The following is a 26830-nucleotide window of genomic DNA, read 5'->3' as shown; positions in this document are numbered from 1 at the left end:
TCCTGATCGTATTGAAGTGCACTGGCCCCGTTACCAAAAGTGTGCATCTGACCCGGTTCTGCATGGTGGTTGGCGTTCAAATGACCAACTGCTCGCATACCTCGTGCTCAGCGGGCTAGCCGCCATACAAAATTACGTGCGTGCCGCAGACTCAAGGCGATCAATTATGACATCGAACTTTTTAACTGTTTCATTAGAGAAGACAAAGCCAGAAGAATCTGCACATGCTTGCTGAAGTGCTGCAAGCAAGCTCTTTTTACCCATGCCAACCTGTCCCGGGAAATATAATTCTTGAATTCTCAATTTATCCTCTTTCGACAATAGACCTTCAATTGTCATTTTCTTCATTGAAGGATCGATATCTTCGTAAGTAAATATCCTACCTTCAACTAAAGGACCGAATATATCGACATAGCGCTTTCGCTGAACTTTACCTTCAGCATCAGAATCTAGAAGTATTGAAAACTTCCTACCCCATCCGGCATAAAGACGGATGAGAGTATCAAGTGTGCCAGCTCCTAGACCTGGCATTAAACTGACATTTCTTTCTTGACCACGGGTTGCGATGCGCATCGCATAGAAGTCTGACTTTCCCTCAAGTAATATCGCTGGATTCACGTCATCCAACAATCGGGGCACGTACTCAAGAACATCCAGAACTGGCTTAAAGAAAAAACTTTGATCGGGATGATCATGTAGAAATCTTGAATAAGGCGTAGCCGTTATGTCGGTCTCCCCGAACTCCGCAATTGGATCGCCAGATATGCTTGCGCCTTGATTCTTTATTACATACGCAAAACCCAGCCAGTCAGGATTTATTAGATGATGACTATGCGTCGTATAAACCACTGAACCCGCATCCAACAACATAGGAAGGCTTTCCAAAAGCCTTGTCTGCGCGACCGGATGCAAATTCGACGCCGGTTCATCAAACAAAAAAATCGAGTTTTTATTTGAATTTAACCGAAATGCTCGAAACTGGGTGAGCAAAAGGAAAGAAAAGAACCATCTAAATCCTACAGATCGCTCTGAGAGAAAAAAGAAACCATCAGAATCCTCTATTCGAAATTGCAAATATGGTGCCTTTCCAGCCGGGGTTTCATCAACCCCGCCAATTACGCTCACCCTTTTCATCGTCGAGGGACGATTAAAAACTTTATCCCACGCACTAAAAACTGAAGTTGATATCGCCCTTCCAATGGAAAGCAACGTACCGTCAAGTGGTATTTTGTCGTACTCTTTATCACTCAAAAGACGCTTTGAAATGTGACTTTCTAAGTTAGAGCCGTTATCGAGAGAGTCCAAAACATCCTGTATGACTTTCGCAAAAAACTGATGCTTTTTAACATCAGCAGGGGCATTTTCCAAATAGATCTTTTCTGGAAAATCCAGACTAAATGTCGGGAAATATATCAAAGAGGGCAGTCTGCCCTTAAGGAAATCAACTGCCGCCTGCCAGATAGGACCTTTTGCAGAAGAAAAAGTACGCTGCTTACCTAATCGAACCCTAAAGAAAAGACCCCAGGTATTATGGGCCGTAGAAAAAACCGAATTGACAAACTTAAGCTCTTGCTTGATGTCAAACTCTTGGGGAGCCAAATTACTACTCTTAACACCAGACCCGAGAAGATGCTTATTTACCGCATCAACATCGGCCTGATCTAACTTCACCCTGGCCACAATAACTATGGACCCATTAAAGTTGGCCTTCTTCGATATCGGGATAAGTGTATTTGGGTCTTTTATTCCGTAGCCCTTTATCTCCAGCGGCTCAAGGGACTCTGGGTTGTACTTAAAATAGTTAAGCGCCTCAAGAATTGTCGTCTTTCCACTCTCATTCAACCCCACCAAAGTTATTATCCTTGGCGTTTCTGGCAAGCGAATCTCAAGAGACTTGATTCCCCGGAAGTTCTGAACCTGAAATTTCAAGTATTTCATATCCGCCCCCCAAGCAGAATTTAATCCATAGAATCAGCTTACCCGCACTTCGAATACCCACAATTCAAACACGTCGCACACCCGTCCATGATGACGAGCGCCTTGGTATTGCACTTGTGGCACATCGTGGCCGAGGGCGGGAAACTCGCGCCGTCGCCGGTGACGGCGATGTCCTCTTCGTGGTCGGCGGTGGAGTCGGCGGAAACCGCACCCTCATCCGCCCTTCGGGCACCTTCTCCCGCAGGAGAAGGAACCGCCTTGCTCACTTCACTGTTTTTTTTTGAGCGTTCTTCGTACTGCTTGCGCTTCTCGGCGATCAGCGCGCGCTGGTGGTCGCTCATCTCCGGGTCGTGCAGCAGGCCGATCGACTTCATGTGCTCTTCGACGATGCTGCCCAGTTCGGCGACCAGCGACGGCATGTACACGCCGCCGGCCTTGAAGTAGCCGCCCTTGGGGTCGAACACGGCCTTCATTTCGTCGACCAGGAAGGTGACGTCGCCGCCCTTGCGGAACACGGCGGACATGATGCGGGTCAGCGCCACGATCCACTGGAAGTGCTCCATGGACTTGGAGTTGACGAAGATTTCGAACGGGCGGCGCAGTTCGTGTTCGGTGCCGGCGTTGAGCACGATGTCGTTGAGGGTCACGTACATGGCGTGTTCCACCAACGGCGATTTGATCTTGTAGGTGCTGCCGATCAGCACGTCCGGGCGCTCGATGCGCTCGTGCATGTGGATGATGTTGTCGGCAGGCGCTTCGGCCTCGGCGGTGACACGGTCGATCGACGAGGCGGGCACCGCGGCGGCGGCGTCGCGCGCCTTGTCCTCGGGGGTGACGACGGCGTAGCCCTTGATTTTCTGGTCGATCTTGATGGCCATGAGGCGTGCGTTCCTGGAAGGCGGAGCGGGACGGGCGTGGGCCCGGCCTCTCTCCCGCGCACGGGAGAGAGGGTGCGACGGGACGGCTTACTTCTTGGCGCGGGTGGCCGCGGCCTTCTTGCCGGCGGCCTTGCGCACGGCGGTCTTCTTCACCGCGGCGCTCTTCTTGGCGACCTTGGCGGTGCTCTTCTTGACCGCCTTGGCGGCCTTGCCCACGGCCTTCTTGGCCACGGCCTTGCGCGCGCCCACGCTCTTCTTCACTGCGCTCTTCTTGGCGACTACCGACTTCTTGGTCACGGCCTTCTTCGCGGCGACCTTCTTGACCGCCTTCTTCGGCGCGGCCTTCTTGGCGGTCACTTTCTTGGCCGGAGCCTTCTTCGCCGCGACCTTCTTGGCCGCGGCCTTCTTCGCCGGCGCCTTCTTCGCAGCCGCCTTCTTGGCGGTCTTCTTGCCGCCCTTGGTCAGCGCGGCCGCTTCGGCCTGGGCGCTGGCCTTGGCTGCTTCCAGCTTCTTGCGCGCGCTGGCGACGGTCTTCTTGACGGCCTTGCCGGCCTTCTCGGCGCGCTTGGCGACGGCCTTCTCGGCCTGCTTCACCGCCTTGCGGGTCTTGGCGACCTGGTCCTGCACGCGCTTCTGCACGGTCTCGGCGGTCTGCTTGACCGTGGCGACGGCCTCGCTGGCGGTGGCGGCGATGGTCTCGCCGACGTTGGTGGCAGTTTCTTTCACGTTCTCGGCGACCTGCGTCAGCGTCGCCGTGACGCCATTTCCATTGCTCATAAAACCCTCCTCAGGGTGTCAGTGTTTATGTCACGCGGGCGATGCTATACCGATTGCAGCGAAGCGGGGAGCCGGAAACGGCGACACACGGCGGACGGTGGGGAAGCGTTGGGGAAGCGCGGCGCGCCGCGCTCCAGGGCTTCCACCGCCGCCCTCCCCTCCGCCGGCGCGAAGGGGAGACGGAACGGCGTCAGAACTTGCCGTAATACCCTTCTTTCAGCGCATCGAACAGGTTGGCGGCGGTGTGCATCTCGCCGTCGTATTCGATCTGTTCGTTGCCCTTGACCTCGACCACGCTGCCGTCTTCCAGCTCGAAGCGGTAGGTGGTGTTCTCCAGGTCCGCTTCCTTGACCAGCACGCCCTGGAAGGCGGCCGGGTTGAAGCGGAACGTGGTGCAGCCCTTCAGCCCCTGCTGGTGGGCGTAGCGGTAGATGTCCTTGAACTGCTCGTAGGGATAGTCGGTGGGGACGTTGGCGGTCTTGGAGATGGAGCTGTCCACCCACTTCTGCGCGGCGGCCTGCACGTCCACGTGTTCCTTGGGGTGGATGTCGTCGGCGGCGATGAAGTAGTCCGGCAGGCGCGCGGCGGCGTCCTCGGCGAACGGCATCGCCTTGGCGTTGACCAGGTGGCGGTAGGCCAGCAGCTCGAAGGAGAACACGTCCACCTTCTCCTTGCTCTTCTTGCCCTCGCGGATCACGTTGCGGCTGTAGTGGTGGGCGAAGCTCGGCTCGATGCCGTTGGAGGCGTTGTTGGCCAGGCTCAGCGAAATGGTGCCGGTGGGGGCGATGGAGCTGTGGTGGGTGAAGCGTGCGCCCACCTCGGCCAGTTCCTCGACCAGCGCCGGCGCCACCTCGGCGATGCGCTGCATGTAGCGGCTGTACTTGGCGTGCAGCAACCGACCTTCGATACGCTCACCGACGCGCCAGCCGTCGCGGGCCATCTCCGGGCGCTGCCGCAGCATCGCCGCGGTGACCTCGAAGGTCTCCTGCATGATCGGCGCCGGGCCCTTCTCCTTGGCCAGCGACAGCGCGGTCTCCCAGCCAGCCACGGCCATCTCGCGAGCGATGGACTCGGTGAACTCGCACGACTCGGCGCTGCCGTACTTCATGCGCAGCATGGTCATGGTCGAGCCCAGACCGAGGAAGCCCATGCCGTGACGGCGCTTGCGCATGATCTCGTCGCGCTGCTGCTGCAGGGGCAGGCCGTTGACCTCGACCACGTTGTCGAGCATGCGGGTGAACACCCGCACCACTTCCTTGTATTCCTCCCAGTCGAAGCGGGCGCGCTCGGTGAACGGCTCGCGCACGAAGGTGGTGAGGTTGATCGAGCCGAGCAGGCAGGCGCCGTACGGCGGCAGCGGTTGCTCGCCGCAATTGTGGGCGTGCAGGCCGTTGCCGTCGAAGGTGTTGATGCCGGGGACCTGCACGTCGTAGACGTCTTCGACGCCATCGGCGGCCACCGACTGCACGGTCGCCACGAAACGCTCGCGGTTCAACTGCCGACGGTAGCCGGACAGCAGCGCCTTGAGCCGGTTGGCCTTGGCGGTGTCGGCAAAGCCCACCCGCTGGGCGAAGGCATCGAGGTTGTCGCCGCTGACGACCAGTTCGTGCTGCGCCTTGGTGGCGTAGGCACGCGTGCCGCCGTGCCCGTCGGGCAGCAACGCCGTGCCGGCGGGGCGCCGGTCGCGGTAGATCTGCGAGGCGATGCCCAGCCGCAACAGCATGCGCTGCGCTGCCTCCAGCCGCGCCTGGTCGGACTGTGCCAGGCGCACGCTGACGCCCTTCTCCTGGCTGCCCTGCACCGAGCCGTCGGTGTCGAACAGGCCGCGCAGGAAGCCGCGATGGAAATCGCTGGAGGTCTTCTCGACGGCCGGGGTGATCGCCTTGTCGCCCGGACGCAGGCCCAGCTCCAGGGCCAGATCGCGTAAGGCGGCCGACTTCAGGCGGTACTCGCCACGGTCGCGCACCTCGCTCCAGCCGGCGAAGTCGGCACGGTGCGGGAGGCTGCGCGCGCAGCGCAGGGCTTCGTCCATCAGCGCCACCGGTGCCAGCGGCGCCGCATTGACGGCGGCGGCCTGCGACCAGACAGACAACACGGCGGCTTCGTGCTTGAGCGTGCCGTCGCCCACCAGCATGCCGAGGAGGAAACCTTCCTCATAGCTGCGCGCGCCGCCCCACTCCGCACCGGCACGGTGATTGTTGAGCAGCACCCGGTCGCCTGCGACCAGTTGGTCCGCCTGGCACCATTGGGTGTCCAGCGACCAACGGGTCTGGCGCACCACGCGCCGCACGCGGTGGTCCGCGGTCAGGCGCAGCGCGTAACCTTCCTGCGTCTGCAGTCGCACCACCTGCTTGTGCGCGGTCTTGAAGAAACCCTCCGCACCGGTGGCATGGTCGCCACCATCGACCCGCGCCAGGAACGGCGTTCCCAGCAGATCGGCGACCTGACGCGGCCCCTCGGCGGTCTGCACCCAGGTATCGGCGGTCACGCAAGGATTGGTCGCGCGGATGTTCTCGCACCACCAGTTGTTGTTCATTTCGTTGACGCGGTCGATCAGGATGAAGCCCGGCTCGGCGTAGTCGTAGGTGGAGACCATGATCATGTCCCACAGGTGGCGGGCGCGGATGTGCCCGTACACCTTGCACGCGACCAGGCCATCGTCGCGCACGATGTAATCGTGGTGCGTGGGCCAGTCGCGCCACACCACGGCGCTGGCGTCGGCCAGGTCGATGTCGGCCTCTTCCTTGCGGTTCACCGGGAACACCAGCGGCCAGTCGGCGTCCTGCTCCACCGCCTGCATGAAGCCGTCGGTGATCAGCAGCGACAGGTTGAACTGGCGCAGGCGTCCGTCCTCGCGCTTGGCGCGGATGAAGTCCTTCACGTCCGGGTGGGACACGTCGAAGGTGCCCATCTGCGCGCCGCGGCGGCCGCCGGCCGAGGACACGGTGAAGCACATCTTGTCGAAGATATCCATGAACGACATCGGCCCGGAGGTGTAGGCGCCGGCGCCGGCCACGAACGCGCCGCGCGGGCGCAGCGTGCTGAACTCGTAGCCGATGCCGCAGCCGGCCTTGAGGGTCAGCCCGGCCTCGTGGACCTTCTCCAGGATGCCGTTCATCGAGTCGGTGATGGTGCCCGACACGGTGCAGTTGATCGTGCTGGTGGCCGGCTTGTGTTCCTGCGCGCCGGCGTTGGAGGTGATGCGCCCGGCCGGGATCGCGCCGCGGCGCAGCGCCCAGGTGAAGCGCTCGAACCAGTAGGCACGCAACTCGTCGGTGGACTCGGCATCGGCCAGCGCCCGCGCCACGCGCAGGTAGGTGCCATCGATGTCGGCATCCAGCGGCTCGCCCTGCTTGGTCTTGAGCCGATACTTCTTGTCCCAGATGTCCTGCGACGCCGGCTGCATCGGGATGGGGTCGTGCTTGGATCCGGTCTGGACGACTTCCAGGCGCACCGTACTCATTCTGCTGTGTTCTCCTCGAACCTGTCCCGATGAAGCGGATGGGTGGTCATCCGCCGTGTGTCTTGTCTATATCGCACTTGCGCTGCACGGCAGAGACGGCCGCGGCAGCGCACGCGGCGCCCGCCCTCGACCGATCAAAAATCCCCTGATTCCGCGACGTTTCCTGTCACCGTCCCGTCATGCACCGCCGAGCGCGCCCCTGGATGTGAAGTCCTGGTGAAGAAAACCCTATGTCTAGTGCCGCACCGAAGCCCTACCGCTACATGTAGTGGCTGCGACACGCGTGAACGCTAACGCCGGGCAGGCCCACTGTCAACGTCGCCGCGACGCGATCCGGCGCTGTCGCTGCGCCGCGCACGCAAGGCGCGATTGCGGCCTTGCGCAGGCGGCACCGGAGCGCTTTCACTGGCGGTTAAACGCCGCGCGTTCATCTTGATTTACGCGCACGCGCGCCCATCTGCCCCACGTCTCCCGCGTTCCCCGGAAACCGACCCATGCGACCGCTGCCTACGCTGCTGACCCTGACCGCCGCCGCTGCCTTCGGCGGTTTCGCCGCCACCGCGATCAATGCGCAACTGGACAACCGCGCCGAGGCCGCGCCCGCCGCGGCACCGCCGCCGCTGTCCGCGGCCGCGCGCCTGCCGTCCTCGGTGGCCGGCGAGCCGCTGCCGTCGCTGGCGCCGATGCTGCAGAAGGTGATGCCGGCGGTGGTGAGCATCAACACCAAGCAGGTGGTGCGGGTGCGCAATCCGTTCTTCAACGACCCGATCCTGCGCCGCCTGTTCCCGGACATCCCGCAGGAGCGCATCAACGAGTCGCTGGGTTCGGGCGTGATCATCGACGCGAAGAACGGCTACGTGCTGACCAACCACCACGTGGTGGAGAACGCCGACGACGTGCAGGTGACCCTGGCCGACGGGCGCAGCTTCAAGGCCGAGTTCATGGGCTCGGACGCGGACACCGACATCGCGCTGATCCGGATCAAGGCCGACAACCTCACCGAGATCCGCCTGGGCGACAGCGACAAGCTGCGCGTGGGCGATTTCGTCGCGGCCATCGGAAACCCGTTCGGCTTCACCCAGACCGTCACTTCCGGCATCGTCTCGGCGATGGGCCGCAACGGCATCCGCGGCCTGGGCTACCAGAACTTCATCCAGACCGACGCCTCGATCAACCCCGGCAACTCCGGCGGTGCGCTGGTGGACCTGCGCGGCGAACTGGTCGGCATCAACACCGCCAGCTTCAACCCGCAGGGCAGCATGGCCGGCAACATCGGCCTGGGCCTGGCGATCCCGTCGAACCTGGCGCGCGCGGTGGTCGACCAGTTGATCAAGAACAACGGGGTGATGATCCGCGGTACCCTGGGCATCGAGACGCAGAACCTGACCTCGCAGATGGCGCAGGGCCTGGGCCTGTCGGCGTCGCGCGGGGCGCTGGTGACGCGGGTGCTGGCCGGCTCGGCGGCCGCGGCCGCCGGGCTGCAGCCGGGCGACGTGGTGGTCGCCGCCAACGGCGAGCGCCTGGACAGCGCCGAGGCGCTGCACAACTACGAGGGCCTGCAGCCGGTGGGCAGCACCGTGACCCTGGACGTGCGCCGCGACGGCAAGCCGCTGCAGCTCAAGGCCACGCTCAAGGAGCAGCCGCGCGCGATCAGCGGCGAGTCGCTGGATCCGCGGCTGAGCGGCGCCACCTTCGCCGACCTGCCCGAATCGCTGCGCCAGTCCGGCATCTCCGGCGTGCTGATCGGCAACGTGGCGCGCGGCAGCCGCGCGGCGCGCAACGGCCTGGCCAGCGGCGACATCGTGGTGGCCGCCTCGGTCGGCGAGTTCGCCGACCTGGCCAGCTACCGCGCCAACTTCGCGCGCAAGCCGGCGCAACTGGTGCTGCGCGTGGTGCGCGGCGGCGCGCAGGCCGACCTGGTCATGCAGTGAGCCGGCACGCTCAGTCCAGGCGCGCGGCGTAATCGTCGCGCACGTGCTGGTTGAGGTAGGTGGTGAGGCCGCGCCCGGCCGCGGCCAGGCGCTGCATCTCCATGACATGGAGCAGGCCGGGATGCTGGCGGTCGTAGCGGTAGGTGGCGCCGTCGGCGAAGCGCAGCACGATCCAGTCCGGGCCGCTGTCGTAGGCGACCACCCCGGCATGGCCGCTCCGGTTGCCGTAACGATGCATTGCGGTTCCTCCGGGACTTGGCCGCTCGCTGGCGAGCGCCGACACTATGGCGCACTGCTTATGGCGACGAGCTAACACCCCGTACACCCCGCCGATGGTATTGGTGTCGCCCCGTTCTGCGCAGCGTCCGCATCGGCGGACGGCAGGCCCCCAAACCCCAGAGGAGACATGCCCATGAATGCCAGCCCGACCAATACCGAGAACCTCAAGGACAACCTGAGCGAAGCCGGCGCGCACCTGAAGTCCGCGGCCAGCTACGCCGGCGAAGCGATCAAGGGCGCTGCCGGTGCCGCCGGCGAGGAACTGAAGCTGGGCAAGGCCAACGTCAAGGCCGAGCTGTCCGACAGCGCCCTGTCCGGGTTGGCGGCGGCCGAGTTCGGCGGCGCGGCAGCGAAGGAGCAGGTGGACGTGCTGCTGGACAAGGGCCGCGACCTGATCGACAGCGCCGCCGAGCTGATCCGCGAGCGCCCGCTGGCTTCGTTCGGCGTGGCCTTCGCCACCGGCTGGATCATCGCCAAGCTGGCGCGCAGCGGCGGCGACAAGTAAGCCGCGCGTGAGCGAGGAGCAGGCCCGCACCGACGGCGCCGCGGCAGACGCCGCGGCGGCACCGTCGCTGGAGGAATCCTTCCGCGCGCTCGGCACGGCCGGACGCGAAGGACTCAACGCCACCCTGGACACCGGCCGCGCCCTGCGCAAGCTGGTGGCCGCGGACTTCGCCCTGGCCCGTGCCGCTCTGGCGCGGGCCTTGGTGTGGATGACAGTAGCGGTGGCGTTCGGCGCCTCGGCCTGGATGTTGCTGATGGGTGCGCTGATCGCCTTGCTGCAGCGGATGGGCTGGTCGTGGCTGGCATCGATCTCGGCGACCGCGGCCTTCAGCCTGGTGGTCACTGCGCTAGGTGCCTGGCAGGCGCTGCGCTATTTCGACATGAGCAAGCTCGACGCCACCCGCCGCCAGTTGGCCAAGCTGGGCATCGGCGGCGACGACGAGGACGGCGACGACGACGACGACATCGCCAAGCGTGAGGCCACGCCATGAGCCTGCGGCAATTGCAGCACCGTATCGCCCGCGCCGAAGCCGTGCTGGAAGGACGCCAGGAGCAGGTGCGCACGCACTGGGCCACCCTGCAGCAGGTTTGGCGCGAAGGTTGGACGCCGTGGCGGATCGTCGTGGTCGGCCTGGGCACCGGCTTCCTGGTCGGGCGCGCCGAACCGGCGGCGGTGGTCGGCAAGCTCGGTGGTGCACGCTGGCTGCAGATGCTCAGCGCGGTTTCGAGCCTGATCAACGCCACCACCGCCAAGAGCGCGTCCGATAACGCCGAGCGCGCCTCCGACGATGCGGAGGAGGCCGCGGATACGGCACAGGATGCGGCAGTGGATGCCGCCACCCAGACACCGCCGCCCGCCACACCGGTTCCGCCCTCCCCCGCTCGCCCGCAGCCGGTGCGACCGCCGACGGCCTCGCGCCCGGGGCACCCCGCCGCCGCGGAAGCGGCCACCGATCTGTCCGAGCGCTAGGGCGGCCCCGTTGTAGGAGCGGCTTCAGCCGCGACGGGGCGTTCCCGGTAAAGCCTGTCGCGGCTGAAGCCGCTCCTACGCCGGACTCTGCAGCCGGTGTGATGACTGCGCCGCCACGCCGCGCGCACGCGGCGGCCACGCGGTCTTGATACCGCGCCGGCCACGATCGGCCTACACTTCGCTTCCTTTCCGACGCCGTTCGGCGCGTGCATTGCGGCGCGCGGCGCGGCCACCGCATCGCAGGTTCGATGAGCACAGTTCCCGATCCCGCGGCCGTCGCCGACGACGCGCCGCACGGCCCCCTGCCGCCGCCGCCCGCACCGCGTCCGCGCGGACCGGTCTCGCTGGTGGTGCTGGCCACCCTGGCGGTCTGCTACACCCTGTGGGCCGCGCAGGACGTGATCCTGCCGATCCTGCTTGCGGCCTTCTTCGCCCTGGTCGGCAACCCGATCCTGCGGATGCTGCAACGGCTGTACCTGCCGCGCTTCCTGGCCGCGCTGCTGGTGCTGCTGTCGGGCATGGCGGTGGCGACGACGCTGACCGTGCAGCTGGCCGGCCCCGCCGCCGAGTGGGCGCAGCAGGCGCCGGCGCAGCTGCGCCACCTGGCCAACCAGGTGCGCGACCTGACCAAGCCGATGCAGCAGGCCAACCAGGCCGCGGAAAACTTCGCGCGCGCCGCCGGCGGCGAGAGCGGCCGCCGCGTGCAGGTGATCCGCACGCAGATGGACGATCCGTACAAGGCGCTGGTGCGGACCCCGCGGCTGGCCGCCTCGGCCCTGGCCGTGGTGCTGCTGACATTCTTCTTCATGGTGTTCGGCGAGAACCTGCAACGCCATGCGATCGCGTTGCTGCCCAGCCGCCAGCAGCAGAAGTTCACCACCGAGATCCTGCGCTCGATCGAACGCGAGGTCTCGCGCTACGTGTTGACCATCACCGTGATCAACACGCTGGTCGGCCTGATCTTCGCCGGCATCCTGATCGTGCTGAAGATCCCGCCGCAGGAAGCGCTGCTGTGGGGCACGGTGGTGGCGCTGCTGAATTTCGCGCCCTACGTGGGGCCGCTGATCGGCGCGGTGCTGATGCTGCTGATGGGCTTCGTCGCCTTCCGCGACCCGCTGAGCGCGGCGCTGCCGGCGATCCTGTACCTGGCCCTGCACACCCTGGAAGGCCAGGTGGTGACGCCGATCGTGCTCGGCCGGCGCATGGCGATCTCGCCGCTGATGCTGATCCTGGCGCTGATGCTGTTCGGCTGGCTGTGGGGCATGATCGGCCTGCTGCTGGCGGTGCCGCTGCTGGTGTGCATCAAGATGGTGCTGGCGCGGGTGGAGGGCATGCAGCGCTGGGCGCGACTGCTTGAGTGATGCGGGATTCGGGAGTCGGGATTGGGGATTGGTGGAAGCGCGCGGGTACTGTCTACCGGGCACGGCCATCGTAGGCGGCGGCGCTTGGCGTAAAATGCGCCGGTGACTTCCATGCCCTCCTTCCCCATCCGCGCGATCACGCTGGATCTGGACGACACCCTGTGGCCGTTCGCGCCCATCGGTGCGCGCATCGAGCAGGTGCTGCACGAGTGGCTGCTGCAGCACAGCCCGGCCACCGCCGCGCGCTTTCCGGTCGCGGCGATGCGACAGCTGCGCGAAGAAGTGTTCGCCGCGCATCCGCACCTGCATCACGACCTCAGCGAACTGCGCCGCTTGACGCTGCGCCGCGCGCTGCACGAGAGCGGCGCCGACGCCGCCCTGCTGGAGCCGGCCTATGCGGTGTTCCATGCCGCGCGCAACCAGGTGGAGTGCTACCCGGACAGCATCACCGCGCTGGAGCGCATCGCCGCGCGCGTGCCGGTGGTGGCGCTGAGCAACGGCAATGCCGACCTGACCACGATCGGCCTGGACCAGCATTTCGCCTTCCAGCTCAGCGCCCGCGACCACGGCGCGGCCAAGCCGGACCCGGGCATCTTCCGCGCTGCCTGCGCACGCCTGGGCCTGCCCTGCGCGCAGGTGCTGCATGTGGGCGACCACATCGAGATCGACGTGGTCGGCGCGATGCAGGCCGGCCTGCGCGGTTGCTGGATTAACCGCGACGCGCAGGCCTGGCATCCGTCGACCCCGCCCGACCTGCATTTCGACACCCTCACCGGCCTGGCCGACTGGCTGGATGCGACCCAGCCGCCCGCCGCGGCGCGCGCCTGATCCGCGCGCCCTCGCCCGCCGGTCCTCTCCCCCTTTCAAGGATCCGCTGATGTCCCTGCCGACCGGCTTCACCGACACCTCCACCCACGCCCTGCCGCTGTACGTGCTCGACCGCGAACACCTGGCCGAATGGCGCGCAGCGCAATCGCCGGCCTGGGTGGCGTGGATGGATACCCAGCAATTCATGGCCGCGCCGGGCAGCGTGCTGCTGCTGCCGGGCGCCGACGGCGTGGCCGCGGCGGTGCTGGGCGTCGGCGATCGCGGCGATGCGTACGCCTATGCGCATGCACCGTTCGCGCTGCCGGCCGGCAGCACCTGGCAGGTGGAAACGGCGCTGGACGCGGACACGCTGGCGGCGCTGCACCTGGGCTGGGGCCTGGGCAGCTACCGTTTCGCCCGCTACAAGCAACCGCCGCGGCTGCCGGCGCAGTTGCTGGCCACGCCGCAGGCCGAAGTGTGCGACCTGATCGCGGCCAGCCTGCGCGTGCGCGACTGGGTCAACACGCCGACCGAGCACATGGGGCCGGAGCAACTGGAAGAGGCCGCACGCGCAATCGCGCACGAACACGGCGCGCAGTTCGAGAGCATCGTCGGCGACGCGTTGCTGGAGCAGAACTTCCCGGCGATCCACGCGGTCGGCCGCGCCTCGCACCGCGCGCCACGGCTGCTGGTGCTGCGCTGGGGCGAGGAAGCGCACCCGCACGTGGCGCTGGTCGGCAAGGGCGTGTGCTTCGACACCGGCGGCCTGGACCTGAAGCCGGCCGACGGCATGCGCAACATGAAGAAGGACATGGGAGGCGCCGCACACGCGCTGGCGCTGGCCGGGCTGGTGATGGCGCAGCGCCTGCCGCTGCGGCTGACCGTGCTGCTGCCGGCGGTGGAGAACGCCGTCGGCCCGAATGCATTCCGCCCCGGCGAGGTCATCGCCACCCGCCAGGGCACCAGCGTGGAAATCGACAACACCGACGCCGAAGGCCGCCTGGTGCTGTGCGATGCGCTGGCCTATGCCGGCGAGCAGCGACCCGACGCGATCCTGGATTTCGCCACCCTGACCGGTGCGGCACGCATCGCCCTGGGTCCGGACCTGCCGGCGCTGTTCTGCAACGACGACACGCTGGCGCAGGCCTGGATCGCCGCCGGCGAGCGCACCCGCGACCCGGTCTGGCGGATGCCGCTTTGGCGCCCCTACCTGCGCTACCTCACCAGCTCGGTCGCCGACCTGGCCAACGCCGGCTCGCGCATGGCCGGCGCGGTCACCGCGGCGCTGTACCTGGAGCGTTTCGTGCCGGCGCGGCAGGCGTGGGCGCACCTGGACGTGTACGCCTGGAACGACAGCGACCGCCCCGGCCGCCCGGCGGGTGGCGAAGCACTGGCGCTGCGTTCGGCGTATGCCATGCTGAAGGCGCGTTACGCAGGGTAAGTCGCGTTCGATGCGGCTGCGCGGCCGAGGTCGCGCAGGCTGGCGCTGCTGCGCCGGTGGCTAAGCAACAGCACGCGGTTCATTGCCGCGCATGCATCTCGTGCAGAGGCCACTTCGGCTGCGATGCGGCAGTGTGCGGTTTTGTCGCCTTCGGATGCCGTCGGGACTGAAGTCCCTCCCACAATGCACCCCACACTGATCGTGTTCTTGTAGGAGCGGCTTCAGCCGCGATGGGCCTTCCCATGAACGCCTGTCGCGGCTGAAGCCGCTCCTACGACAGCAGGCAGCAGGCGCACGGCAAACCAACCGCTGCGCGCTTTCCTGCCGATCGCCGGGGCACGCCAATCGGTGCGCCGGCCATACCTTCAACCCGCCAGTGCCTGCAGCGATTCGCGTTCGATGCCGGCGTAGATGGCGAACTCGTCGTGCACCGTCGCGCCCAGCGCCTGCTCGAACGCGGCGCGGTTGGCGTGCGCGGCGTAGGCGCGCTGTTCGCCGCCGCCGAGGTTGGACTGGAAGATGCCGGCGGCGCTGACCGGCAGGAAATCCTCGTAGACGATCGGGTCGGCGCTGGCCAGGCCGTCGGCGATCAGCGCTTCGGCCGGCTTGCCGGCCAGGGCCGCGGCGCCCGCGGCGCGACCGGCGTCGGTCAGTGCGTAGCGGAAATAGCCCAGACCCTCGCGGCGCAGGGTGGCGTAATCGTCGGGGAAATCGGTGAACGCGGCCCGCAAACGCGTGGCGTAGTCGGCACCGGCGCTGCCGTCGGCGGCGCGTGCGCGTTCCAGCAGCGCGTCGTACAGCGCGCGGCCCTTCGGCGTCAGGGCCAGCCCGCGCTGCTCGATCTCGCCGAATCGCGCGGTGTGGGTGCCGGCCTCGGCGCCGTCCGCGCCCGCCGGGAAGCGCACGGTTTCCTCCAGCGCCTTGAAGCTGGTCTGGCGCAGCAGGATCGGGCAGGCGCGGCGCGGCGGGCCTTCGATCACCGCCTTGGCGTCGATGCCCCGGCGCAGCATTTCCGCCTGCGCCGCGTCGATGTCCAGGGTGCGCGGGGTCAGGTGGTTGATGTGCGGGCCATGGAAGCTGACCACGTCGGCGATCAGCTTGTGCGCCTCGCTCAGCGCGCGGTAGGTCGGCAGGCTCACGGTGGCATCGCTGTGCCAGCGGAAGGTTTCCAGCGCCTCGGCGACGAAGCGCTGCGCATCGGCCTCGCCCAGGCCGCCGTCGCGTTCGCACTGCGCGATCAACGCGAGCGCGCCGTCGGTGAAGATGCGCCGCTTGGCGAGGATCTGCGCGGCCTGTTCGCGCAGTGCCGGGTCCTCGATCAGCTCCAGCCGCAGCAGCGAGGTGAACACGCGGAACGGATTGCGCGCCAGCGCCGCGGCATCCAGCGGGCGGAACGCGGTGGAGTGCACCGGCACGCCCGCCACCGACAGGTCGTAGTAGCCCACCGGCGCCATGCCCATCACCGCGAACAGGCGGCGCAGCGTGGCCAGTTCCTCGGCGGTGCCGACGCGGATCGCGCCATGTCGCTCCTGGTCCAGACGCGCGCGCTCGTCGTTGCGCTGCAGTTGCGCCTCCAGTGCCGGGTCCGCGGCCAGGGTCTGCGCATTGACCTGCGCCACCAGCTCCATCAGCGTGCCGTACAGCGGCACCTCGGTGCGGTACATGTCGGACATGGCCTGCGCGAACAGGCTGCGGATAGCGTCGGGCGAAACGAAGGCGTTGGTCATCGGGCGGTCCGGGACGGCGGTGGCGCCGGCGGCAGGACCGGCAGAACGCCTATTCTCGCGCCGCGGCGGCGGCGCGGCCAGTGTGGATGAATGGACGGCGCGTACCGGTGCGGCACGGGAGTGGCCGGCACCGCTGTCTCCTTCTCCCGCTGGGAGAAGGTGCCCCGCAGGGGCGGATGAGGGTCCGGGCGCAGCCTCGTGCACCCAAACTGCGTGAGGCGCTGCGCGCGCCGACCCTCACCCCACCAACCCCTCTCCCGGGGGGAGAGGGGCTAGGTACGCGCTGAAGTGGATGCATCACGATGCCCGCCATGCCGTGCAGGCAACGGGACGTTCGCGCAACGACATGGGCGAACGTGCGGGCGGCCATGTCGTTGTGCTGCCCCGCGCTTACTGCGTGCGCGTCGACCCGTCCTGGGGCTGCGCCGCGGCGCGGTCGCGGGCGGCGCGGTCGCCCAGTTGCCGGCGCAGCAGCGCGTCCAGCACGATCGGCCGGTCCCAGTGGTCGTAGCTGGCGACGATGGCATGGCGCAGCGCGCGGTAGGCCAGCGAGCCGGGCGGCGCGTCCAGGCCGCTCGCCACCGCCGCCCAGCCGGCCGGGACGCCGGCCGCGGTGCGGGCGCGCACCACTTCGCGGTAAGGCCGTCCCGCGGCCTTGGCCAGGAACGCGGCGACATAGATATCGCGCGGTGGCCAGCGCCGGTCGCGCAGCAGCACCTCGGCATAGCCGTGCGGCATCTGCGCGTAGCGCGCGATCTCGTCGAGAAAGCTGTCGGGATAGCGCGCGGCGTAGCGGTCGATGTCCAGCAACTGGCGATCGATCCAGGCATCGTCGGTGCCGGGCACCTCGACCGGTGCCGCCTCCCCGCTCTCGGAGGCAGCGGCGCGCGCGGGCGCTACCGCCCCCTGCGCCATGGCCGGGCCGGCAGCCAACAGGGCCGCGCACAGGAACAGACCGGCAGGAGACGGAAGCAGACGCATGCGTCGATTCTGCCGGAGGCAGTGGGCGCTGTCAGCGCGGCAAGCTGGCAGGGATGTGCACCGCGGGCTCGGCGGTGTCGCGGCTGAAGCCGCTCCTACGCGACACCGCCAGCGGCCGGTGATGCCAACGCCGCTGGGCGAGGGATCCACTCAGCCCTGCTGCAGGCTCGCCGCATGCCGGTTGAGATCCGCCACCGCCTGCGGCCAGTCCGCGGCCGCGGCCACTTCGCGCAGGCGCGGCTCGTCGGCCGACAGCCCGTGCTCGGCCTCGTGCGCCCAGGTGGTGGTGTACGGCGTATGGATGCCCCAGCCGCCTAGCGCGATCACCGGCTCCACGTCCGAGCGCAGCGAGTTGCCGATCATCACGAAGCGCTCGGCGCCGATGCCGAATTCGGACAGCACCCTGGCGTAGGTCTGCGGATCCTTCTCCGACACCACCTCGATGCGCGAGAACAGGTCGCCCAGGCCGGACTGCGCGATCTTGGCTTCCTGGTGGAACAGGTCGCCCTTGGTGATCAGCACGATCTCGAACTCGGCCGCGATCGCGGCCACCGCTTCGCGTACGCCGGCGATCACCTCCACCGGATGCTGCAGCGTGCTGCGGCCGATCTCGACGATGCGCCCGAGGTCGTGCGCGGAAATGCGCGCCTCGGTCAGCTCGATCGCCGCCTCGATCATCGACAGGGTCATGCCCTTCACGCCATACCCGAAGACCTTGAGATTGCGGCGCTCCACCGTCAGCAGATGCTGCAGGGTGGCGGTGTCGTGCAGGTCCAGGTACTGGCCGAGGATGGCTTCGAACGCGGCCTCGGCGTCGCGGTAATAGTCCTCGCTCTTCCACAGGGTGTCGTCGCCGTCGAAACCGACCAAGGCGATGGGAGAGGAGCGCAGAGCGGTGGGCGTGGGCATCGGCCAAGCATAGCAGCGCGGCACAGACGGCCGTAGGACATGCGGTGCCACATCCCGTACAAACGCACGACGGCGGCCCGAGGGCCGCCGTCGTGTGGATCGCATTGCGCGCCACTGGCGCGTCAGTCTTGATCGATTCGGTGCCGGCGGGCGGTGCGCGTCCTCATCGCCGCGCCACCGCCGCGCCGGTCCCGCTCCCGTTACTGGCCGCCGTTGCTGTCGCTGCCGGTGCTGCCGCCGGTGGCCGCACCGCCCTGCTGCTTGGCGACGTAGGCCTTGTATTCGTCCGGGGTCAGCTTGCCGTTATGGTCGGCGTCGGCCTGGGCGAAGATCTGGCTGAGGCCGGCGTTGACCTGCGCCTCCTGCTTGCTGATCGCGCCGTCCTTGTCGGCGTCCACGTCGGCCCAGGTCTGGGCGCCGCCCGAGGCCGCACCGGCCTGTCCACTCTGGCCGGTGGCGCTGGTGGACGACTGCGTCTGCGCCTGCGCGGCGGCGTCGGCCTGCGCATCCTGGGCGAAGGCCGGCAGGGCCAGCGCGGCGGCGAGAATGGCGGCGGTACCGATCAGCGGGGTGCGGGTGCGGATGTTCATGGGTGGATTCTCCTTGACGTTCGGTTTGGCTCTCGGTGTGGCATGTCCGGTCGATTCCGGAACACGGCCCTACCGTGCCCACCTCAGACTGAATCCATTCCCTGTCGAAAATCGCCGCAAAACGGATCGTTAACCACGGCGCTCCTGCGGCGCGCTACCGCACAGGTTAGGATTCCGTCAGCAAGCAGTAAGGCGTCCATTCGAGACGTTTGGATTGCAGAAAGAAAACGTCTGTTTCAGCGTGTTTCGTGACCACCGTCGCCAGCGTTTTCGCTTGAACGCGCCCTGAACACGATCCACGCCAGGGCCACGCCGGACAGCGCGCCAGCGACCTCCAGCACCACCCGCGAACCCAGTTCGTCCGGATCGTGGATGCTGGCCAGGGCGATGCGCGCGTACAGCGGCGACTCCAGGCGCACGATGCTGGTGTAGAACAGGTTCCAGCAGTCGATGCCGGCCGACACCGCCACCGCGATCAGGCAGGCGCCGCCGAGTTGCTGGCCCTCGGACCAGCCCAGCCGCCGGCCCAGCCACTGCCACAGCGCATACACCAGGAAGCCGACCGCCAAGGCGATCAGCCCGGCTTCCAGGGAGCCCAGCAGGCCGAAGTGCAGCGGCAGGTTCATCGGGTGTCCTCGGTCGGCAGGGACGCAAGTCTAGAGGCTGTCGCGCATCGGCGTGCGGCGCGCCGCGCCGGCGCGCGGATCAACTGGCGTTTTCGGCGATCGCGCTCACCACCGGCGTGCCGTCCTCGTCCCAGCGCACCGTCATCAGCATCGGCTTGCAGCACACCTGGCAGTCCTCCACGTATTGCTGCACGTCCACCGACGGATCCAGGGCGACGTCTATCCATTCGCCGCAGTAAGGGCATTGCAGGTCGACGAACTGGTGCGTGCCGGTCATGGGTGGTCCGTGGCGATCGGGACGAGACGCTAGCGCACCGGCACGTCGAAGGCGACGCCGGGGCTGGGCTCGGGCTGGAAGGTGTAGTGCCACCATTCCATCGGATAGTTGACGAAGCCGCGCGCGGCCATCGCTTTCAGCAATTGCTGACGATGCGCGCGTTGGGTGGCGTCGATGGTCGGCGTCTCGGTGTGCGCGCTGGGATCGAAGAAATCGAAGCCGGTGCCCATGTCCAGCGCGCGGCAGGCGCCGTGGCGGCAGTCCAGCAGGCCCAGGTCGACGGTGGCGCCGCGGCTGTGGCCGGAGTGTTCGGCGATGTAGTCGCCGAGCAGCACGCCCTTGTCGAGCTTGGGGTAGTAGCGCGCCTTGGCCACCTGGTCCTGCGGATCGCGCGCCCAGGCGACGAAGGCGCGGACCGAGCGATGCGGCCGGTAGCAATCGAACACCTGCAGGCGGTAACCCTTGGCCTGCAGGTCGCGTTGCACCTGTGCCAGGGCCTGGGCCACCGGCGCCAGCAGATAGCACTTTGGTGCGTCGTAGCCGGGCACCGGGCGACCGGTGAAGTTGTCGTGGCCGGCGTAGCGGATGTCCATTGCGATATGCGGCGCGAGCGTATGCACGTCTACAAGTCCCGCCTGCTCCGGCGTGGTCGCCGGCGAAGTGGTGGGCTCGGCGGCGAGCGCGGCAGGCGCGACGACGAGCGCGAGCGCCAGGCCCACTGCGCGCAGTGCGCCAGGCCGGGCCCAGGTGCGCGAGGAACGGTGGTGGCGGGAGCGGCGGTCATGCGACATGTGCGCAGCATAGGCCATGGCCGCAGCCGCTGTCCTGCCGCGCGCCTGCAATACGCGCGATGCGAACTGCGCAATGCATGGCGGCCAGCGGCGCGTGCCGATGACCGCCCTGCGCAGCGCGACTCAGCGCCCGGGCGTCTGCGCCTGGGTCTGGGTACGCTGCTGGTCCTGCACCTGCCGCTCCTGCGCCTGGCGCTGGGTTTCGGCCGCCAGCTGCTGCTGGCTCTGCTCCAGCGGCACGGTCGCCGCCTGCTGGCGGTCGACATAGGCGCGATGCACGTCGTGCGCGTTCTCCGGATTGCGCTGCACCGCGATCATGCCGCGGCCATCGGTGCTGGCGACCAGGTCGTCGATGCGCGACATGCCGCTGACCTTGGCCTCGAACGCCAGCTGCCCGGCCGCCCGCTGCATGGACTCGCGGTCGCCGTAGCCACCGTTGCGCCCCTGCTTTTCCAGCTGCGCGACCGCTTGATCGAACAGCGGACTGTCGCGCCGCATCTGCTCCACGCCCTGCTGCCGCTGCACGCTACGCTCGATCGCGGCCAGCGTCTCCGGGCCGGCCTTGCCGTCCACGCCCTTCAGGTGCTGGTCCTGCTGGAACTTCTCCACCGCCGCTTCGGTCTTCGGCCCGTAGGTGCCGATCGCATCCTTGGCCTCCAGGTAGCCGAGCGTGGCCAGTTTCTCCTGCAGGCCCTTCACCGCCTCGCCGTGCGCATTGCGCGCCAGCACGCCGTTGTGCGCGGCCGGCTCGCGATGGCCCTCGTGCGGCTTCGGCGCCGCGTGCCCGTCGCGCTGCTCTCCGGGCTTGGCCACGGTCTTGCCGAGGTCGGCCAGCTTGAGCAGGTCGGCCTTTTCGTTCTCGGCGCGGTTCTGCAGCGAGTCCAGGGTCTTCTGCTTGTGCACGCGCGGAAACAGCTCCTTGACGTGCTCGGCCTTGTAGTCCTGCACCGCGCTGACGATCTCCTTGTCGGAAATCTTGGACAGATCCGCCTGCTTGCCGAACTTCTCTTCCATCGCGCGCAGGAACACGCCGGATCCGCCCGGCTTCTTGTCGCTGCCGGGGCCGTACTGGACCGCGGTGCTCCACATGGCATCCTGCACCGCCGGACCGCGGTCGGACAGGTCCATGCCCTTGTCCTTGAGCCGGTCGACCAGTTTGTCGAAGTGGGTGCGCTTGATGTAGTCGTGCTGTTCCTGGCCGAAGCTGGGGTCGGTCTTGGCCAGTTCCTTCCACTTGGCGCTGAAGGCGTCCGAACCCGGCTTGAGGCCGGCGAAGTCGTCGCCGTACTTGCTGTCCTTGACGAAGGCAGCGACGGTGCCGCCGTTGATGACCTTGCCCTCACGGGTCGTCGTCTGCGAGGTCATCTGGTACGAGCCGTAGGACACGCCGCCCGGGTCGTCGACGCCGGAGGACACGGTCGACGCGCCGCGGCCGCCGGTCTCGTAGTGCTTGGAGGTCTGGCCCAGTTCCCAATCCTTGTCGCTCATCGCGTTCTCCTTGGCAGGACGCGCGGCGTGGAAGGCGCCGCGCGTCGGGGTTCAATGCAGAGGGAGAGGGTGAAATCAGTGCGCTTCGAGTTCGTCGGCGCGGCGTGCAGTCATTTCCAGGCGGCATTCGGCCGCATCCACGCGCTCGGCCTGGCCGCCGTCCGGATCGGCGACGCACTTCTCGTCGCGCTCGGCGATCCACTTGCGCTGCCGCTCGCGCAGCGCATGCTGCTCGGCCTCGCCCAGCTTGCCCATCGCCGCCTTGTAGGCAGTGTTGAGGCGCTGGTCCTGGTAGGCGTGTTCGTCGGAAATGCAGTCCAGCATCGCCGGGGTCGCGCCGCCAGCGGCGGTGATGCAGGTGTCGTAGGACGGTCGCAGCACGGGGGAATCTCCTGAAGCGGTGGAAGGGTTGGGTGGCGCAGCCGGTGCAGACGGCGTGGCCGCGCTCGCGTCGGCCTGGGTACCGGCATCGTGCGCGGCGACAGGGGACGCGGCGGCCGCAGCGTCCGCCGCCGGAGCGGCCGGCGCCTGGGTCTGGCTGGGCGTGGAAGACGGCGCACTGCACGCGGCGGCGGCCACGCACAACAGCAGCAGGGAAGAGCGTTGGAACGCCTTGGCGATGGCCATGGTCGGAATGCGTCCTTGTCGTTTGCGCGAGCGGGAAGGCGAGGTTCTAATCGATCGTCGTGCACCCTGTCCATCGCACGCCGCGATGGCAGGTGATCGTGTTTGGCCAGCGTTGGGCAATGTCGCGCCGGCGCATGCGGGGCGGTCTTGCGCAGCGATCGACATCTCCACGCACGACCACCGCCGCGCAGCGCGCGACGGCGGCCGTTGCCGCGAGGCCGGTCAGCGCGGCGACTGGGTCTTTTCGCGCTGCGGGTCGGGCTGCTGCGCCTGCTCCTGCGCCTGCCGCTGGGTTTCGGCGGCCAACTGCTGCTGGCTGCGCTCCAGCGGCACCGCCGCGGCCTGCTGCCTGTCCACGTAGGCGCGATTGACGTCGTGCGGATTGTCGGGGTTGCGCTGCACGGCGATCAGGCCACGGCGATCGCCGCTGGGCACCAGGTCGTCGATGCGTTGCATGCCACTCACCTTGGCCTCGAACGCCACCTGGCCGGCGGCACGCTGCATCTCTTCGGCGCTCTTGAAGCCGCCGTTGGGACCCTGCTTCTGCAGGTGCTCCATGGCCTGCCTGTACAGCGGGTTGTCGGCCAGCGTCGCCGCGTCGGACTTGGCCTGCGCCGGCTGCTTGGCGATCGCCTCCAGGGTGGCCTTGTCGGCGATGCCGGTCGCCGCCAGGCCCTTCTCGCGTTGCAGGTTGGCGACCACTTCCTTGGTGCGATCGCCGTAGTAGCCGGTGCCGCTGAGCAGCTTGCCCTGGTCGTCCTTGACGCCCAGTTCGATCAGGCGCTGCTGCATCGCCTTGACGTCGGCGCCCTGCTCGCCCGGTTTCAGCGCCGTGCGCGGTTCCTGCGCGCCCTGCGTCTGCGCCTGGGTCTGCTGGCGGTCCTGCAGCAGGTCGCGGCCCTTGGCCAGCGGATCGGAGGCGAACAGCTTGGCGTTGTGGTGCGTGGCCAGGTAGTCGTCCAGCGGCATGGTGTTGACGCCCTTGCTGCCGGTGGACTGGCTGACCAGCAGTTCGCCGCTCTTGGGATCGCGCACGACCATCATGATGTGGTCGATGCCCTTCCAGTGCTCGTGCGCGGTCTTGCCCGAATCCACGCCGATGACCATGCCTTCCTTCAGCGCGCCGGGCTTGAACACGTCCTTGCCCTCCAGCAGCACGCCGGAGCTGTCGTAGGCCTTCTTGACGATCTCGCCGGAGCCGGTCATGCCCTGCACCAGCATGTCCTTCTGGGTGAACACGTCGCGGCCGGCCTTACGGTTGATCTCGTTCATCGTCGCGTTCTGCAGCTCGGTCACCCAGCCGGAACAGTCGATGTAGCCCTGCGCCAGATGCTTGCCGTCCACGCCGGGGTGGTAGTACTTGCTGCTCTTGACGTTGATCGCGTACTTGACGTCGTCGTGCTTGACGCCCAGCTCGTAGGCGGCGGTCAGCGCGATGCCGTCGTGGCCGCCCTGCTTGCCGCCGGCCGGTGCCGGCGTGCGCGCGGCCGCCGGCGCGGCCTGGCCCTCGGCGAGCGGCTTGATGCCCTTTTCCGGGATCGCGATGTGGTCGTACTTGGCGTCCCAGTACTTCACGAAGGCCTTGGCCATGTCCTGGTCGGACAGCTTCTTGAAGTCGGCCAGCGAGGTGCCGGTGTAGGCCTGGAACTGGCGCGCGCCCTGCGCGTCCTTTTCGCCGGGCACGTTGTTGAGGATGTTGGCGCGGGTGCCCTTCAACTCGAAATGGCCGGTGGCGATGGCGGCCTGGATCGAGCGGTAGCCGCCGGCGCCCTGCTGGTGCGCCATGTACATGTCCAGGCCGTCGGGCTGCGCGTTGCCGGACAGGTAGGGGCGGCCGTCGCGCTCATGCTGACGGGTCAGGCTGTTGCGGTTGTCCTGGTACATGCGCGCGGCGGCATCGGTGTTGGCCACCGCATCGAGTTCGCGGCCACGGATGCCGTAGGCGCTGGCGGCGCCGGGCGTGAACTGGAACAGGCCCTTGGCGCTGTTGGGACCGCGACTGGCCTGCTCGTCGAAGCGGCCGCCGGTTTCGATGTAGGCGAAACGCATGAAGTCGTCGACCGGAATCTGCCGCTGCCTGGCTTCCCGCTCGATGATGTCGAGATTCTCTGCCTTGGTGGTATCGCGTGCCATCTCGTGTAACTCCTTGAGGTTGAGGTACGGCCATCGCGGCCGCCTGGGTCAACCGAGCTCGTCCATGAGCTTGTTAGTGCGCGGTCAACAGAACGATTGCGTACTGCGGAACATCGGGTGCTGCGTCCAGCGGCGCGCCGCCGCGCGCCGCCGGGGTCATGCGTCGGGCGTGGGCCGGTACTGGCCGCTGTCCGGATCGTAGGCGTACTGCAGCACGTCGCTGCCATCGAGCAGGCGTGCACGGCCGGGACCGGCGATGGCGGTGCCGTGCAGCGCCACCCGCAGCGCCGGCATGGGCTGGCCGGGCAGCGCCTGGAATTCCAGGGTGCCGGTGCTGGACACGTGCGGCACCACGCCATCCGGATCGCTGGCCGCCTCGTTGTCCTCACCGGCCGCGACCGTGCCGCAATAGACCCAGCTGCGGTAATCGCCGAGGTCGTGCCGGTTCGGATCGAACACGAACAGCGCGAAGCCGGCCTCGGTGATGCCGTTGCCGAAGCGGGTGGTCGGCATGGCCAGCAGCAACCGGCCGTCGTCCAGCGCATGCTGCTGCGGTGCGCGGCTGGTATCGAACGCATCGGCGCGCGCGTAGGCACCGAAGCTGCCGATGTAGCGCTGCGCGTGCAGCACCATCCAAGGCCGCTCGCCGCCTGGCGTGGTCAGCAGGAAGGTGGCGGCGCCGAGCGAGACGCCCTCGCCCGGGTTCGGGAAGGTTTCCGCATCGTCGATGCCGTAGTGGCCCGGCGTGGCGTAGCTGAAACCGGTGTAGTACTGCTTGCCGTCCAGCTCGACATGCTGGCCGCCCCAGAAATTCACCACGGCACCGTTGTCGATCTCGTAGGACACGGCGCCATCGCCGTCCCAGCCGTAGATCAGGTACAGCACGCTGCCCGCATCGGGTGGCACTTCGGCAGCGGCGGCGCGCTTGTTGTCGTTCGACATGTCCAGAACATCCTGTATTCGGTGAAGAAGCCGAGGGAGCCCACCCGCACCGCCCGCCACGCCCTGCTGCCGCGTGCGCCATGGCGCAGACGCGCATGGCACGGACGCGACGCCCCGGCACGGACGATGCTGCCGGCAGGCGCGAGTTCGGACGGAACGACGGTGACGTGCACTGCGGCCCCGAGCAGGGGCGGTGATGGCGGTCGCGCATGGCGAACCGCACGCCGGCAATCCACACCGGCATTTTCGGGCGAGTGCAGCATCCCATGCCGCTCGCGAATGACTCGCCTGATCATCAGGCCCCGTGGGGCGCATCTTAAACCAGGTCCCTCGCCCGAAACCACCGCCGCCGCGCGCGCCGCGCACACGTCCCGCGCCGTCCGTTCAGCGGTCCAGCGGCGGGGTGTACTGCTGCTTGGCGGGGTCGTAGGTGTAGGTGACGGCGTCGGCCGGGCCCAGCGTGCGGACCTTGCCCGGCCCTTCCACCGCCGTGCCCTGCAGGGCGATCCGCAGCGACGGCACCTTGCCGCTGGCCGGCGGCACGAAGCTCAGCGTACCGGTGCTGGTGGCGCACTTCATGGTGCCCTGGTCGTCGCAGGCGGCGCTGTTGTCCTCGCCGGCGGCGACCGTGCCCAGGTACACCCAGCCCTTGTAGTCGCCCAGGTCGTTCTTGTTCGGGTCGAAGGTGAAGATCGCGAAGCCGGCGCTGGTGATGCCGTCGGCAAAGCGGGTGGTCGGCAGCGCCAGCAGCAGGTGGCCGTCCTGGGTGGGGGTGCTCTGCGGCTTGCGCTGTTCGTCCAGGGTGTCGGCCTTGCCGTCGGAGCCGAAGTCGCCGGCCCAGCGCTGCGCGTGGAACAGGGTCCAGGTCGGCGTGCCGCCGGCGCTGTCGAGCACGTAGGTGGCCTGGCTGATGCTGACGGTGGCGGCCGGATCGGGCATGTCCTGGTCGCCGCCCTGGTCGCCGGGCTTGGCGTACTTGCCGCCGGTGGCGTTGGCGAACCCGGTGTAGTACTGCTTGCCGCCGAGGTCGAAGCGATAGCCGTACCAGAAGCTGGCCACCGCGCCGTTGTCGATGGCATAGGACGCCGAGCCATCGCCCTTGGCGCCGTAGATGTCGGCCAGCACCTGGCCCGGCGCCGGCACCTCGGCGGCGACCGGCTGTGCCGCCGCGTTCGTGTCGGCAGGCGCTGCGGGGGCGCTCGCCGTCGCCGGGGTCTGCGCCGCCGGCGCATCGGCCGCCTTGTCCTTGCACCCGCCCAACAGCAGGAAGGTGGCCGCCCACAGGGCCGTGGTTCCTCGCCTCATCGCACTGCGTCCTTTGGAGTCCGTTGGCGCGCGATGCTACCAAGAACCGCGGCGGCGCCAAGTGACAGGCGTGCATGCCGCCAAG

The 26830-nt window shown here is 67.5% G+C and carries 24 protein-coding genes; 7 read left to right on the top strand and 17 right to left on the bottom strand.

Annotated features, from left to right (window positions below; genetic code table 11):
• Positions 1-132 precede the first annotated feature (132 nt).
• The 4 genes from AC1PLR_RS02750 to AC1PLR_RS02735 all read right to left on the bottom strand — a co-directional run bounded on the left by AC1PLR_RS02750 (position 133) and on the right by AC1PLR_RS02735 (position 7056).
• Positions 133-1938: an ATP-dependent nuclease gene (locus AC1PLR_RS02750; RefSeq protein ID WP_481102583.1), complete on the bottom strand. Its 1806-nt coding sequence runs from the start codon at positions 1936-1938 to the stop codon at positions 133-135.
• Between the two features lie 38 nt (positions 1939-1976).
• Complete coding sequence (locus AC1PLR_RS02745; RefSeq protein WP_481102582.1) at positions 1977-2816, bottom strand: TSCPD domain-containing protein; 840 nt, start codon at positions 2814-2816, stop codon at positions 1977-1979.
• Between the two features lie 87 nt (positions 2817-2903).
• Positions 2904-3593 carry a hypothetical protein gene (locus AC1PLR_RS02740; protein WP_481102581.1) on the bottom strand — a complete coding sequence of 230 codons (690 nt, stop codon included), beginning with the start codon at positions 3591-3593 and terminating at the stop codon, positions 2904-2906.
• Between the two features lie 190 nt (positions 3594-3783).
• Positions 3784-7056, bottom strand: coding sequence for an LAGLIDADG family homing endonuclease (locus AC1PLR_RS02735; protein ID WP_481102580.1), 3273 nt, complete (start codon positions 7054-7056; stop codon positions 3784-3786).
• 494 nt (positions 7057-7550) lie between these two features.
• On the opposite strand from AC1PLR_RS02735, the gene AC1PLR_RS02730 reads away from it, so the two are divergent.
• The gene (locus tag AC1PLR_RS02730; protein ID WP_481102579.1) at positions 7551-8987 is read left to right on the top strand and encodes a Do family serine endopeptidase; all 1437 of its coding nucleotides are present in this window, start codon (positions 7551-7553) and stop codon (positions 8985-8987) included.
• Between the two features lie 10 nt (positions 8988-8997).
• Here AC1PLR_RS02730 and AC1PLR_RS02725 read toward each other — a convergent pair whose 3' ends face one another.
• Positions 8998-9225, bottom strand: coding sequence for a hypothetical protein (locus tag AC1PLR_RS02725; protein WP_010340432.1), 228 nt, complete (start codon positions 9223-9225; stop codon positions 8998-9000).
• 174 nt (positions 9226-9399) lie between these two features.
• Here AC1PLR_RS02725 and AC1PLR_RS02720 point away from each other — a divergent pair, with 174 nt between their 5' ends.
• From AC1PLR_RS02720 to AC1PLR_RS02695, 6 genes are all read left to right on the top strand, one after another.
• Positions 9400-9771 (top strand): hypothetical protein, encoded by a 372-nt coding sequence (locus AC1PLR_RS02720; RefSeq protein ID WP_019801903.1) that lies wholly within the window; start codon positions 9400-9402, stop codon positions 9769-9771.
• A 7-nt stretch (positions 9772-9778) separates the two neighbouring features.
• Complete coding sequence (locus AC1PLR_RS02715; protein WP_481102578.1) at positions 9779-10261, top strand: phage holin family protein; 483 nt, start codon at positions 9779-9781, stop codon at positions 10259-10261.
• Complete coding sequence (locus tag AC1PLR_RS02710; RefSeq protein ID WP_209032266.1) at positions 10258-10740, top strand: hypothetical protein; 483 nt, start codon at positions 10258-10260, stop codon at positions 10738-10740. Before AC1PLR_RS02715 ends, AC1PLR_RS02710 begins: the two co-directional genes overlap by 4 nt.
• Before the next feature lie 248 nt (positions 10741-10988).
• The gene (locus AC1PLR_RS02705; RefSeq protein WP_481099785.1) at positions 10989-12101 is read left to right on the top strand and encodes an AI-2E family transporter; all 1113 of its coding nucleotides are present in this window, start codon (positions 10989-10991) and stop codon (positions 12099-12101) included.
• A 111-nt stretch (positions 12102-12212) separates the two neighbouring features.
• Entirely contained in the window at positions 12213-12929 is a 717-nt protein-coding gene (locus AC1PLR_RS02700; protein WP_481102577.1) for an HAD family hydrolase, read from the top strand.
• A gap of 49 nt (positions 12930-12978) precedes the next feature.
• Positions 12979-14349: a leucyl aminopeptidase family protein gene (locus AC1PLR_RS02695; protein WP_481102576.1), complete on the top strand. Its 1371-nt coding sequence runs from the start codon at positions 12979-12981 to the stop codon at positions 14347-14349.
• Between the two features lie 365 nt (positions 14350-14714).
• On the opposite strand, the gene hglS is transcribed toward AC1PLR_RS02695, so the two are convergent.
• The 12 genes from hglS to AC1PLR_RS02635 form a co-directional block, all read right to left on the bottom strand.
• Positions 14715-16076 (bottom strand): 2-oxoadipate dioxygenase/decarboxylase HglS, encoded by a 1362-nt coding sequence (gene hglS / locus AC1PLR_RS02690; protein ID WP_481102575.1) that lies wholly within the window; start codon positions 16074-16076, stop codon positions 14715-14717.
• 390 nt (positions 16077-16466) lie between these two features.
• Positions 16467-17057 (bottom strand): hypothetical protein, encoded by a 591-nt coding sequence (locus AC1PLR_RS02685; protein ID WP_481102574.1) that lies wholly within the window; start codon positions 17055-17057, stop codon positions 16467-16469.
• A 150-nt stretch (positions 17058-17207) separates the two neighbouring features.
• Positions 17208-17966, bottom strand: a complete 759-nt coding sequence (locus tag AC1PLR_RS02680; RefSeq protein ID WP_481102573.1) for an HAD family hydrolase — start codon at positions 17964-17966, stop codon at positions 17208-17210.
• 200 nt (positions 17967-18166) lie between these two features.
• Entirely contained in the window at positions 18167-18556 is a 390-nt protein-coding gene (locus AC1PLR_RS02675) for an EF-hand domain-containing protein (protein WP_010340159.1), read from the bottom strand.
• A gap of 236 nt (positions 18557-18792) precedes the next feature.
• Positions 18793-19182 carry a hypothetical protein gene (locus tag AC1PLR_RS02670; protein WP_209032273.1) on the bottom strand — a complete coding sequence of 130 codons (390 nt, stop codon included), beginning with the start codon at positions 19180-19182 and terminating at the stop codon, positions 18793-18795.
• Between the two features lie 79 nt (positions 19183-19261).
• Positions 19262-19459, bottom strand: coding sequence for a CPXCG motif-containing cysteine-rich protein (locus tag AC1PLR_RS02665; RefSeq protein ID WP_481102572.1), 198 nt, complete (start codon positions 19457-19459; stop codon positions 19262-19264).
• 29 nt (positions 19460-19488) lie between these two features.
• Positions 19489-20250 carry a M15 family metallopeptidase gene (locus tag AC1PLR_RS02660; protein WP_481102571.1) on the bottom strand — a complete coding sequence of 254 codons (762 nt, stop codon included), beginning with the start codon at positions 20248-20250 and terminating at the stop codon, positions 19489-19491.
• A gap of 123 nt (positions 20251-20373) precedes the next feature.
• Complete coding sequence (locus tag AC1PLR_RS02655) at positions 20374-21738, bottom strand: VgrG-related protein (RefSeq protein WP_481102570.1); 1365 nt, start codon at positions 21736-21738, stop codon at positions 20374-20376.
• 75 nt (positions 21739-21813) lie between these two features.
• Positions 21814-22365, bottom strand: a complete 552-nt coding sequence (locus AC1PLR_RS02650) for a lysozyme inhibitor LprI family protein (protein ID WP_481102569.1) — start codon at positions 22363-22365, stop codon at positions 21814-21816.
• Positions 22366-22587: 222 nt separating this feature from the next.
• Positions 22588-24498: an XVIPCD domain-containing protein gene (locus AC1PLR_RS02645; protein ID WP_481102568.1), complete on the bottom strand. Its 1911-nt coding sequence runs from the start codon at positions 24496-24498 to the stop codon at positions 22588-22590.
• A gap of 156 nt (positions 24499-24654) precedes the next feature.
• The gene (locus AC1PLR_RS02640) at positions 24655-25440 is read right to left on the bottom strand and encodes a hypothetical protein (RefSeq protein ID WP_481102567.1); all 786 of its coding nucleotides are present in this window, start codon (positions 25438-25440) and stop codon (positions 24655-24657) included.
• A gap of 384 nt (positions 25441-25824) precedes the next feature.
• The gene (locus AC1PLR_RS02635) at positions 25825-26745 is read right to left on the bottom strand and encodes a hypothetical protein (RefSeq protein WP_481102566.1); all 921 of its coding nucleotides are present in this window, start codon (positions 26743-26745) and stop codon (positions 25825-25827) included.
• Positions 26746-26830 lie beyond the last annotated feature (85 nt).

The organism is Xanthomonas sp. NCPPB 3570, from assembly GCF_056725115.1.
Note: the sequence above shows the minus strand (reverse complement) of the source record. Positions and strands in the feature narration are given on the sequence as shown.